Origin of the sequence: Labrenzia sp. C1B70, from assembly GCF_000475395.1 — a bacterium.
Taxonomy (GTDB): Bacteria; Pseudomonadota; Alphaproteobacteria; order Rhizobiales; family Stappiaceae; genus Roseibium; species Roseibium algicola.
On the sequence record NZ_AXCE01000056.1, the window covers coordinates 21,911 to 34,415 of the forward strand.

A 12,505-nucleotide genomic window follows, 5' to 3' on the forward strand; every position below is an offset into this window, starting at 1 on the left:
CTCCAGGGCAGAGTTCAGTCAGCCGGATCAGAGCGATCCGAACCTGCTCAAACATCCTGTTACCTCCCCTGAAAGGCCGGTTCGGTTTACCGATCCGGCCTCTTTTTTGTTGAGGCTGCGTGTAGCGCGGGAGGATCTCACACCGGAAACTTGCGCTGCTTGAAGAACTCCCAGAGCGACTTGTTCAGCGTCTGTGTCTTCTGGATCGTTTCCCTGACGAGCGTGATTTCCCGGGCATTGATCGGGCTGGACTTGCCGTATTCGATCTTGTGTTTCTGGTCGCTGATGCGCATCAGGATGGTTGAGGCATTGCGCCCCTCGTTGTCGAACGAATAGATGCAGTGATTATATTTGTTTTTCAATTTCAATGTCTTGTGCATGTCCCGCGTTAGGCTCAGCACCTCTTCCCTCAAGTCCGGTTTCTGCGCGTCGAGCTTGGCCAGCCGTTCGACCAGATCAATTCGGGCACGCGACGTGTTGAGGGTCAGGAAGATCACCGTCGCGACTTCCTTGGTGACGCCGGCGAGGCCCGCGATCATGTGGATCAGCAGGCTCTCCGTGTTGGTCCACGTATAATTCAGCCGGCCCATGAGGGCGAGAAACGTCTGGAATTCGTCCGCCATTGTGGGCGCATCTGCCGCGCTCATCTTCAGGCCTCTAGGTTGGGTGGTCGTTGTTCCGTCTGAATGTAGATCGCGGCTGCTTCCGTTCTGTTTGAAACGCCGAGCTTTGAAATGATGTGATGAATATGGAGCTTGATGGTGTGCTCCGACAGGGACAATTTTTCGGCGATGTTCTTGTTCTGATATCCCTCTGAGATGAGGCATAGAACTTCGGTTTCCCGTTTCGTCAGCTTGCCGAAGCGGTTCCTGGTACGGCTGCGGTGCCTGCGCTGATGCATGGCCGGGGCTGCGCCGTAAGGCCTTTCCATTCCCATGTACTTGATGGCATCAGCCGGCAGATAATGGCCGCCGTTGAGCATGAGACGGATAGCGCCTAGCCAGAGATCGATCCGAAGGTTCATCGGCAGCACGCTCTTGATCAGGCCTTCCTGGAAATAATCGCTGATGATCGAGGGGAACGACAGATCGTCATTGATCAGCATGCAGAGGTTTGCTTCGGGGAAGTTTTTCCGCAGGCAGGCAATAGCTTCCTTGCGCTCCGCGCTGAAGCCTTCGTCAATCAGGAAAAGGCGTTTTGAAAATTCCCCACGGCGCTCCGAGCGATAAAGATCGATTTTCTGAGTGATACGGATAAAACGTCCATCTTCTATTTCCCGGTCGATTACTCCCTCCAGTTCCTTCGGAAACTTTTCGGACGCTCCAATATAATAGATTGAACCTTTATTCTCGTAATTTACGCTAGTCATTACTGTCACCCCTACAAACTAAGATAAAATTTAATTTGGACTCTCTTTCACTTGCAATTGCCAGAAACAGGGCCTGGGAGAAGCGTTTTTGTAAATATTCATCCGGCTTATTCTGCCGTCGGCATTAGCCATGCGGTTTTTAAAATAATAAAATTTCTTATCTTGTTTGTTCAGACCAAGGATAGGTGCGGGAAATGGGTGGCTGTCGGAAAATGAACATGCCGTCCAAATCGCAGTATTAACAGGGATTTGTGCAGTGACCCCCTAGTCTGAATTTCTCCTCACCCATAACTTGTATATAACAAACTTACCTTAGGTTATATTAATAATTCGATTTAGTCGCGGATCAGATTTTGCTTCAAGATATTGCAATTAAATACTTTTTTTGACCTCGCGTGATTTACCTATGTCGCTAGATATCCGCGAAACTTGAATGGTAAATGTTTAGTTAAGATTTCCGGCTTATTGCAATCTCCCTGTTCTGTCATTGTTTTCATCGGCTGGGAGATTCTCGTATTTGTGTAAATCCTCGGTTTGTGGATCCCAATCCTCAAATTTGACTTCCAGTCGAAGAGTAAATGGAACAGCTAAATCTATTTTGATTAGCTGATGTGGTTGTTTTTGCCATTTTCCATTTGATCTGGGGCGGTAACGCTCCTCTTAACCACGACAGCCCTATGCAAATCGATAGAAGACGATCTGCCGAGCTGTCCGATCTGAGGACAGAACCATGAGCGAATACGTTTGGCATAAAAACGAGCTGAACATCGATAAGTCGTTCAATCCGACTTATTCTAGCGAGTACAACACCAACTATAATCACGAAATAAACATCGACAATTCGAAGAGCTACGAGTGGGAATACTCGGACGACGACAACACCCAGGATGTGAACAACCAGGTGTTCAAGTATGTCGACAGTGACTTCGATCCCGTGATCAATGTGGATTTCGAGAACGGTCCTTCGGACGTCGACAACATTGACCTGGACATCGGCGACCATGCGAGTGTCGAGGACATTCTGATTGCGAAAGGCAATATCGACTTCGACCCGGGCGACGATATCAAGGTCGAAGACGTCCTCAATGATGCGCTGAACGGCCTTGGGAACGATACCGGCATTGCAATCAACAACAGCAACCAGCTGGAAGACAACGACTGGGCAAAAGACACCTTTGTCGCCAATGAAGGGTCCTTCACGCAGAAGCTGACTGCCAACGGCGGTTCGGCGGAAGCTGATGACGGTCTGGCTTTCGGTGGGTCGTCCATGACCGTGGATGCCCTTGATGATGCGACGGTGATTGGTGAAGTGATGGCTGCTGCCAATGCCGCCAACGCAACCGAAGCGTTCGTCAACGAGCTGGTGCAGGGTGCGAACATTCTCAACAACTCGGTCGACACGACGATTGTCGGCGGTGATCTCTACACCGACAGCGTTGGTGAGGACGAGCTCTAAGATGTTCGATCGGCGCTGCGGTTTTCTGTTTCGAACCTGTTTCCGAAACGCCAGCTGCGCCCGTTTCCAAGTCAGAATGCGGTGTGAACGCCGGTCTTGCGAGACCAGGCTCGCCGCGATGAACAAGGACTATTATCATGTCTGGTAAGCGTGGAACTCAATTCAATTACTCTGATTTCGATGCAGTCGATGACTCGAAGATCATCAACAAGGCCGAAGTCGTGATGAACTTCGAAGAAGGTTTTGTTTATGACGACGACGATGTCGTGGACATTGACCTGGAAGAATGCGCTGAAGTCGACGAGATGCTCGTGAGCGTCAACGGCGGCATCGACTACAGCCCGGGCGACGACATCACCGTTGAAGACATTTTGAACGAAGCCCTCAATGGTGGCGGCAATGATGCCGGTGTCGTGCTCAACAACAGCAACCAGCTGGAAGACAACGACTGGGCCAACGGTACGACGGCAACCAACAACGCCGGCTTCAACCAGACCCTGAGTGCCAAGGGTGGCGATGCCGAAACCGATGACGGTATTTCGGCAGGCGGCTCCAGCGGGTCGGCATACGTCGATGCTGACATGCAGGCATTCGGTGGCCATGTCGGCACCTGGTTCGGTCATGCCGGTTTCCATGGCATGTCGGTCGACCTGGAAGGCAATCTGGAAATCGATGACCTCGGTTCCGGCAGCGTCAGCGTCATTGCTGATGACGATGCGCTCGTCCAGGGCATGAATGCGGCTGAAGCATCCGCTTCCAACGATGCATCGGCATTCACCAACACGCTTGTGCAGGGCGAAAACATCCTGAACAACTCTGTCGACATGACCATTGTCGGCGGCAACATGGACAGCCTGATGACCGGTGAAGATCTCGGCTCCCTGAGCTGATCCGGTTTGTTCCTGAATTGATTTTCAATTCCGGAAAACAGCAGCAGGCGCGGAGCTCACTTGCTCCGCGCCTGCTGAACGCGGCCTCTCGTTATTAGATTCGCGCGAGTTTGACCGCGAAAACGACCCTTCATTCAGATTAGGGGGCTGACATGTTTTTTTATGATGACCTTACGCGTGAAGCGATTTCGCATTTTGTAGGAAGCTTTTCCATGTCACTCGAGGAGGCTCGCGCCCGCCTTGAGTATCTTGAATTCCGCGCGGCACAGCTTGCTGCCGAACAGGCAGAGCAAGGTGAGACGATGGAGGCGCTGCCGACAGTCTGGCCGGACTATCAGCTGCTCGACCTCAATCCGAATATCCATTACGAATTTGATGGTTACAGCTACTACGACGACATTCCCGCCGCCCTGAACTTTTATGAGTGGGATGGCATTGGCATGCGGGCACATCTGATGCCGCCGCCGGTTGAGGGGACTTTCAATCCCTACACCATCGCGCTGACAGGCGGTGTCCGCTTCATAACGTTCCAGCACGAAGTGCTGCCCAACAGCTTCGCCGTTGTGTCCCGGTCCGAAAACGTGCTGGCGGACAACGACTATCTGTCCAACACGGGTCTCCACTATCATTTCGATTACGAAGCACCATCACTCATCTCCTTCCTCGATGCGCTGGAGGCTGCCGGGATCACCGGCAGGTTCAGCTTTACGGAAGCAGACAATCCGGCTGGCAATCTGAGCGCGACCGTCGCCGCCTGGACGGAAACAGCCCAAACCATGCAAACCGGCGCTCCCGGTGTCGGGCAACAGGTTCTGGCAACCGGAGATGACACCGGGCAGCTCTATCAGAACGGTATCGTTGTCGAGGAAGCCGCCCGTCTTGACGAAGTCATCAAGCATTTGAAGGGCCGTGCTCCGGACGATGACGCCGAAGCGAACTCCGATGACGTGGTGCTCGAGGGACCGCAAAGCGCCTCAGGCGAGTTGGCTTCGCTGGTGGACACCGCCGGAACCTCCGCTTCGCTGCAAATCAGTGCCGGCAACAACACACTGATCAATCAGGCCATTCTGGTGGACGTCTGGGGCAAGGCCGCGACCATAGCTGTGGCCGGCGACTATTACGATCTCGACATTATCAGCCAGACAAATGTTCTGGCAGCGCCGCATCTGGCGGGTCTTGGCCAGTGGGCGACGGATCCGAGTACCGGCAGCTACAACATCGCATCGATCATGAACACCGGTTCGGATCTGCCCATGGATGTTGCTCCGGTCGGCAATCATTCACTCTGGAATATCACCTTCCACGACGGTGACATGACCTTCGTGAACTGGCTGACTCAGAAGAACTACCTCGTCGACAACGATACCATCGTCTACCAGGAAGACGGCTCGGGCACGACGATCATGTCCGGTGGCAATATTCTGACAAATGCTCTCAACCTCACGGAATTGAGCACCTTTTTCGATCTGATCCTGATCGGAGGCGACTATTACTCGGCTAATGTGATCAGCCAGACCAACGTCATGGTCAATTTCGATCAGGTCATTGCCGAAGGTACACAAGACGCTTCCATGCCGATGCCTGACGGGCAGATCGACAATCTGCTCTGGAACGAGGCCTATATCGTTTCCAACTACAACAGTTCCGTCGTCGACCTGGATCCGGCAAGCGCGAACCGGCTCGCAACGGCAGGTGAAGAGGATCTCGGCGACGACTTCCTGTCCGGGCTCTTCAGCGGGGAAGCTTCGCCTTTCAACCAGCTGAACGTTCTTTATATCTCCGGCGATGTCTACGACATCAATTACCTCGAACAGGTCAATATCCTGGGCGACAGCGACAGCATCGCCACGCTTGGGGTCGATGTCTCAAGCGAAGGCACCAGCATCAACGGCGATTCAAACCTTCTCTACAATGCCGCGGTGATCCAGGAAGCCAGCGTGGACAATGTTGTTCGCGTCGGTGGCGACACCTATTCGGAAGCTTTGCTTTACCAGGCGGAGATCCTGACCGCAGATGTCGAGCAACCTGATCACGGCGGGGCGGGTCTTGCGTCGGAGGCCGTTGTCTTCCTGGCCGACGGCATGCTGACCAATGGTGACAACGATCTTGAATCCGTCAACCTGAACCAGGTGCCGGACGAGGTCTGTGTCGATCCGATGGCGACAATGGTCGCTTAGGGGAGGCAGCTCATGACCATTTCATATGATGTTGCCGATGGGCAGCGGACGAACCGGGCGGGTGAGCCGCAGGTGCTGGGCCCCGATGCGAAAAAGGGTGATGCACGACTTGTCGGCGCAGAGGCAGCAGCCGCTGCGGGCGGACCAACCCTGAAGTCGGGAGACGCAAGAGCGAAACCGGCGGACGGCGGCAAGTCCGCCCGGACAGGCACAGGCACTGGCACTGGCAAAGCCAAGGCTGAAAAGCCCGAGTTCCACCGACGGACGACACCGCCCGATCTTTCCAAGGCACTCGAAAACGGCGTCGCCGCCGTTCGGCGCAATCTTCTCATCGTGCTGATGTTTTCCTGCGTCATCAATGTGCTTGTGCTGTCAATTCCGGTCTATCTGTTCCAGATCTCGGACCGGGTCCTGACCAGCCGCTCGCTGGACACGCTGGTCATGCTGACAGGCGTGATCGTCGGGGCGGTCCTGCTGCAGGCAGCCTTCGATGCCATCCGCCGCTTCATTCTTATGCGCACGGCGGTCGAACTCGCATCGCAACTGGGTTCACCCATCCTCGCAGCCGCCGCACGAGCTTCGCTCAACAGCAACGGCAAGGAGTACCAGATCCTGAACGACCTACAGCAATTGCGGGGTTTTCTGGTGTCCGGCACCATGATGGCATTTCTGGACGGTCCCTTCGCGCCGCTTTTCCTGGTCGCGATCTACCTCATTCATCCGCACCTCGGGATGATTGTCGGTGGCACCTGTGTGATCCTGCTCGTGATCGCGGTGATCAACCAGAAGATCACATCCCGGCATTTCAGCGATGCCAACCAGAACCAGAGCAAGGCGAACCTGCATCTGGATGCCATGTCCAGGAATTCGCAGATCATCAACGCCCTGGCCATGATCCCGGAAGCGGTTCACCTGTGGGGGCGCGATACGGCTGCTTCGCTGCGCGCTCAGGTCAGTGCGCAGGACAGAAACATTGTTTCGGCCTCCATCACCAAGGCGGTCCGGCTTCTGACGCAGGTGGCGATGCTCGGGTGGGGATCCTTCCTTGCCATCCAGGGTGAACTGACCGGGGGCATGGTGATTGCCGCCTCCATTATCGGTGGCCGGGCTCTGTCGCCCATCGAGGGCGCGATCGAAGGCTGGAACCAGTATCTGCTGTCGCGCAATTCCTATGGCCGGATCTCGACACTGCTGAAATCCTCGCCGCTCAATTCCGAACGTCTCGTTCTGCCCAAGCCGCAAGGCCGGCTTGATGTCGAACGCCTGCTCTACGTGCCCCAGGGGACCAAGCGGGTCGTGCTCAACAGCATCACCTTCTCGCTGAAAGCCGGAGACTCTCTTGCGATCATCGGCAACTCGGGAGCCGGAAAAACCACACTCGGCAAGATGCTGGTGGGATCCATCCTGCCGACATCGGGCGCGGTGCGTCTGGACCTGATGGACCTGCGCAACTGGAACCAGCGGCAGCTGGGTGAGAACATAGGTTATCTGCCGCAGGACGTTCAGCTCTTCCCGGGCACGATCAAGCAAAACATCGGCCGTATGCGCGAAGATGCTTCGGACGAGCAGATCTACGAAGCTGCCTGTCTGGCCGACGTGCACGCCATGATTTCCGAATTGGCCCACGGCTATGAAACGGTCGTCGCGGCCGACGGTGCACCGCTGTCAGGCGGTCAGAAGCAGCGTATCGCGCTTGCCAGGGCGTTCTTCGGCAATCCACGTTTCGTCGTTCTGGACGAACCCAACTCAAATCTGGACACCAATGGCGACGAAGCGCTTGCACGGGCAATGGCACATGCCAAGGCCGAAGGCATCACCGTCGTCGCGATCACGCAAAAGCCGTCCCTGCTGAAATGTGTCGACCGGATCCTCGTTCTGGCCGACGGCTCCATCAGCATGTTCGGTTTCCGCAACGAGGTGCTGGAACTCCTTGCCGACCGGAAGAAACAAAGAGTGGTTCAGCAACAAGGATAAGCGTTGGCAGCCGCCAGGGACGGCTCAAGCCAGGGGGAAAAGATGAGCAACGCTCTGACACATCACGAACCGATGGACTGGTATTCGGCAGTGCCGAGATCGATTTTCTGGCACACGCTGATCGGCGTTTTCATGCTGGTCTTCTTCATAGGAGGCTTTGCCGCCTGGTCCTTTACCGCGCCGTTGGCAGCCGCCGTGATTTCAAGCGGAACCTTTGTCGCAACCGGACAGAACAAGCAGATTCAGCACTACGAAGGCGGGATCGTGAAGGAGATCCTGGTGCAGGAAGGCGAGCGCGTTCAAAAAGGCGATCCGATTGTTCGTCTCGACGAAACCGTCGCATCCGCAAACGAACGACAGCTGGGACTCAAGCTGGCGCGGCTGGAGGCGATCAACGCCCGTCTGCGCGCCGAATATCTCTGGCTGAAGGAGGTGGAATTCCCGCAAACATTGCTGGACCTGAAGGACGATGAGGAAATTGCCACCATCATCGCCGGCCAGAAGCTGAGTTTCATCGGATCCCAGGCCAAGCTGACGAGCGATATCAGGATTCTGGAGAGCACGATCGAATCCCTTCAGCACCGACGCGACGGCTACCGTGAACAGCATGATGCCATGATCAGGCAGCTTGCGATCCTGCAGGAAGAACACACGGGCAAGAAACTTCTCTTCGAAAAAGGCCTTCTTCTGAAGCCGACCCTGAATGCACTGGAAAGGGCGATCGCAGAAGCGGAAGGGCAGATCGGGAGGCTGGCATCGTCCATGCAGGAGGCCAATGCCCAGGTCCTGCAACACCAGGAACAGGTCAAGCAGACACGGGCTGCCTATAACGAGAAGGTGCTTGATGACCTGCAATCGATCGAGGCCGAACTGGATGCGGCAAGAGAGCAGTCCCGCAAGGCGCGCAACGTTCTTGAACGTGCCGTCATTCAGGCACCGGTTTCGGGCACCATCGTACGCATGCACTACCACACAGCCGGTGGGGTTATCGAAAGCGGCAAGACGATTGTCGAGATTCTGCCGTCCGACGCACCACTGATCATCGAGGCACTGATTTCGCGAACCGATATCGACAGCGTCCATATCGGCCAGCAGGCCACTGTTCGCCTGTCCGCCCTCAATCAACGCACCACTCCGGTGCTGGAAGGCGAAGTGCAATATGTGTCTGCAGATGCAATCACCGACAACAGTACGGGCATCATGCGTGAAGTTTACGTCACTCGCATCGATATCTCACCGGGCGAACTGACAAGGGTGCTGAACTTCGTTCCGACCCCGGGCATGCCTGCGGAAATCATGATCCAGACGGCCGAGCGAACCTTCATGCAGTATCTGACCAAGCCGATCGTCGACAGCATGTCACGTGCCTTCCGGGAGGAGTAGGCAACTGGACGCATTTTACGGTCCGCGGCGGCTTTTCAGTGCAAGATTGCGCGGAATTGCATGCGGTGGCTGATCAACCCGGATTGTCTGATGTGGTCTTCAGGCAATGTCCGCCTTGGCCGGTTCGTTAGTCGCGGACCGGCCGCTTTTTTGGGATTGTACCGGTCGGAGGGGCACAGCAGCAGTCAGGTGACGCTGCGAAAAGAGGGGTTGTTTTCGCAAGGTAATCCGCCAATTATGAAAGCGGTGTTTCCAGGACTTGTACCAAGCCGGAAACAGGGTTTTCATGTGATTGCGCCAATGCGAAACCGGGTCGAACTGCTGTTGAAGACTTTTAAAATCAACGGATTGGCTGTCTGGTCTGTTGTGGTGTTTCTGGTGCTGACGGGCCTGTCAGCTCACGCGGCGACGGACCCGTTCGCGGAACGGCGCATGGCGCTTGTGGTCGGCATTGCGGGCTATGAGAACGCTCCCGATCTGAGCAACACCACCAATGACGGCAAGCTGATTTCGGACACCTTGAACGAGCTGAATTTCGAAGTGTCCGAGCATTTCAACATCGGGCTTGCGGAGTTCCGGGAACTTCTGGACCGTTTCGCCTTCGAGGCGGAAACGGCGGATGTGGCTCTCGTCTATTTTGCCGGACACGGGATCGAAGTCGGCGGACGCAATTTCCTGGTTCCCTCCGACGCCAAGGCCGGCAGCCGGCAGCAGGTTGCCGATACCTCGATTTCTCTCGATGACATTCTGGAAGCGGTCGACAAGGCCCGGCAGCTCAGGATCGTGATCCTGGATTCCTGCCGGAACGACCCGTTTGCCGATGTGGGCGGGCAGGAAACGCTCACCGTAAATCAGGGGGCTTACGGCCGCGGGCTGGCAGCACCTTCTCCCGAACGCGGCACGCTGGTGGCCTACGCCGCCGAGGCAGGAGCCGTTGCACTGGATGGGGCAGGTGAAAACAGTCCGTTTGCATCGGCACTGGCCCAGACCTTGAAGATCAGGGATCTGGAAATAGGCCTTGCCTTCCGGCAGGTGCGCGATTCCGTGCTGAAAGCCACTGCCAACGCGCAGGAGCCGCACACCTACGGCTCACTGTCCGGCAAACCCTACTTCCTTGCGGGCGGCAGCCAGGAGGTCAACGTGCTTGCGGCGGCAGACCGTCTTAACGCCTGGGGGCGCCTTGAAGTCAGCCAGGAAGAGCAGTTGCAGGTGGCGGCAAGGGAGGGCGACAGCAGGGCGCTGAAAGGCCTTGCCTACATGCGCCTCAACCCGAGCGAGGACCGCTACGATCCCTCCCGTGCGGCAGCATTCCTGGAAACCGCATCGGAAGCGGGTGATCCTGAAGCCATGTTCGAGCTTGCCCGCATGTATGAGCGCGGCATTGGCGTCGAACAGGATGTCGAAAAGGCATTGGAACTGTTTCGCAAGTCCGCAGACGAGGGCTTTGCGGATGCCATCAACGATCTCGGGTTCCTTTATTATCAGGGTGGCCTGGGGATCGCGCGTGATCCGAAAAAGGCAATCGAGCTGTTCGGAAAGGCTGCCGATCAGCGGCACCCGGAAGCAATGTTCAATTACGCAGCTCTGATCGATGACGGCGTGGTCGATGGCAAGGAACCGGACGATGCGGCAGAATATCTTTATCGCGCCTTGAGATCCGGCAACGAGGAAGTTCTGAGCCAGCTCTCGGAAAACCCGAAGATGTTCAAGGCCACGACACGGCGCTCCCTTCAACGGAAACTTTCAGAACGCTCTTTCTATACCGGGACCATTGACGGCCAGTTCGGCCCGCAGACCCAGAGAGGTCTGCGCAAAGCTTACGGGCTTTCCGAATAGGGGCCAAAGCGTTTTCCGGCTGAGATCGATTTCCACCTTCCAAAGCCTTTGTTGCGTGTTGCGTGACGCAGGGTAATTTTTGACTTGTTCTTTTATTCCAAGGGGTTAAAATTGAAAAAGAACAATCAAAAGAAACATTTCGGGAAATATCAATCCCTGATTTCAATGTAGACAGTGCAGACGTTTTTCTAAGTCATATTGCAGATTTTTGCTGCTTTTCCGATAGCAGGTGTCGCGCCAATCGTGATTGCTGCCCGGTTCGATCAGTTGTCTCTGGTGATTTGTTCGATGTGTTTGAATAGTTGATTGGAGGAAGTCATGTTTGGAAACAGGTTTTGCGCAGGTGTGGCCGTTGCCGTGCTCGCCGGACAAGTTGTGACGGCTGCCAGTGTGCCTGCTTATGCGGTCGCCGTGCCGGGTGGCCAGTCGCTTGCGCCGGCAGATCCATTGGGTTCGGTTCTGGAGGAGCTTCTGCTTGCCCAGTACAGCTCTTCCATGAGCAGCGAGCCGTCTGGCCCTTCCTATGATGTCGATCGGCAGGAACGCGACCCGAAGCTGAGCGCATCCTATGATCTCGACGAAAGGGTCACCCGCGGTGTCATCTGGATAATCCAGAACGGCAGCAACGAGTGCCGCAATTCCATCCGGCCCGAATACCGCTTCGACTGTTTGAGGAATGTTCTGGGGCGCGCCGCCTCGACAATTGAAAACCGGCCAAACTATCGCGACGCGGCGCGGGAATTGCGGAGCCTTTCCCGAAAGCTCGATGGCATTGTCTCAAAATACCAGGACCGGAGCGCTCCGCGCGCCGCAGTGGGTCAGCGTACCTACCGGGCCGTTTCCACGGCCAATCTCGAGCAGGCTCGCCGTGAAGCATCGGAAGCCATCGACGAGAGCGTCACCAAGCTGCTGCGTTCGGCCGGAAACTCGGAAAAGCGCAAAACGCATTATTCCCAGATCGCAACCGCTGTCGGGTCCACCAAGCGTTTGCTGCGGTCTTAAGTATCATCGATCTGGCTGGCGGTCGCCTCAGTCCGCCGGCTGCTGATCCGGGATCTCCTCCGGTGCGATGACCGGCGTTTCACCGACATCGGGGGCAGGTTCGACAAGCTCGCGGTCTCCGACCGGGGCTGGCGTCAAAACACCGTCGCAGTCAGAGAGGCTGGCAGTTTCTTCAGTGTCGGTGGGAACCCTGTCTTGCGACTTTGCGCCGGGTTCAACCTTGCAGTCGCCGCTCTTGTCGTCTGCAAGAGCGGTGCCGCACACAAGGGTCAGTGCGGTGGCTAGGGCTGCTATCGTCCGGACATTTTCGTGCGGGCGCATACTATCCTCCAATGGATGTCTCTCCATTGGAAACGCCCGAACCGTCATCGGGTTCAATTCGAGTGGATTGACCGGCTCCGCCCATGGGTGGAACCGG

General features: G+C 56.1%; 10 protein-coding genes. 7 read left to right on the top strand and 3 right to left on the bottom strand.

Annotated features, from left to right (window positions below; genetic code table 11):
* Positions 1-137: 137 nt before the first annotated feature.
* Both Q666_RS59370 and Q666_RS66615 read right to left on the bottom strand, forming a co-directional pair.
* Positions 138-647 (bottom strand): hypothetical protein, encoded by a 510-nt coding sequence (locus Q666_RS59370; RefSeq protein ID WP_228866363.1) that lies wholly within the window; start codon positions 645-647, stop codon positions 138-140.
* Positions 648-649: 2 nt separating this feature from the next.
* Positions 650-1,369, bottom strand: a complete 720-nt coding sequence (locus Q666_RS66615; protein ID WP_023000101.1) for a response regulator transcription factor — start codon at positions 1,367-1,369, stop codon at positions 650-652.
* 730 nt (positions 1,370-2,099) lie between these two features.
* Here Q666_RS66615 and Q666_RS65230 point away from each other — a divergent pair.
* From Q666_RS65230 to Q666_RS59400, 7 genes are all read left to right on the top strand, one after another.
* Positions 2,100-2,825 carry a hypothetical protein gene (locus Q666_RS65230; protein ID WP_023000102.1) on the top strand — a complete coding sequence of 242 codons (726 nt, stop codon included), beginning with the start codon at positions 2,100-2,102 and terminating at the stop codon, positions 2,823-2,825.
* Between the two features lie 137 nt (positions 2,826-2,962).
* Positions 2,963-3,715: a hypothetical protein gene (locus tag Q666_RS59375; protein WP_023000103.1), complete on the top strand. Its 753-nt coding sequence runs from the start codon at positions 2,963-2,965 to the stop codon at positions 3,713-3,715.
* Between the two features lie 212 nt (positions 3,716-3,927).
* A complete protein-coding gene (locus Q666_RS59380; RefSeq protein ID WP_152533449.1) occupies positions 3,928-5,892 on the top strand; it encodes a hypothetical protein in 1,965 nt (654 codons plus the stop codon).
* Positions 5,893-5,904: 12 nt separating this feature from the next.
* Positions 5,905-7,866 (top strand): type I secretion system permease/ATPase, encoded by a 1,962-nt coding sequence (locus Q666_RS59385; protein ID WP_023000105.1) that lies wholly within the window; start codon positions 5,905-5,907, stop codon positions 7,864-7,866.
* A gap of 42 nt (positions 7,867-7,908) precedes the next feature.
* Positions 7,909-9,249, top strand: coding sequence for an HlyD family type I secretion periplasmic adaptor subunit (locus Q666_RS59390; RefSeq protein WP_031269001.1), 1,341 nt, complete (start codon positions 7,909-7,911; stop codon positions 9,247-9,249).
* Between the two features lie 324 nt (positions 9,250-9,573).
* On the top strand, positions 9,574-11,085 hold the full coding sequence (locus Q666_RS59395) for a caspase family protein (protein WP_208993872.1): 1,512 nt from the start codon (positions 9,574-9,576) through the stop codon (positions 11,083-11,085).
* A 318-nt stretch (positions 11,086-11,403) separates the two neighbouring features.
* Positions 11,404-12,087 carry a hypothetical protein gene (locus Q666_RS59400; protein WP_023000108.1) on the top strand — a complete coding sequence of 228 codons (684 nt, stop codon included), beginning with the start codon at positions 11,404-11,406 and terminating at the stop codon, positions 12,085-12,087.
* 27 nt (positions 12,088-12,114) lie between these two features.
* Here the strand turns inward: Q666_RS59400 and Q666_RS59405 are convergent, their stop codons facing one another.
* On the bottom strand, positions 12,115-12,408 hold the full coding sequence (locus Q666_RS59405) for a hypothetical protein (protein WP_023000109.1): 294 nt from the start codon (positions 12,406-12,408) through the stop codon (positions 12,115-12,117).
* Between the last annotated feature and the right edge of the window lie 97 nt (positions 12,409-12,505).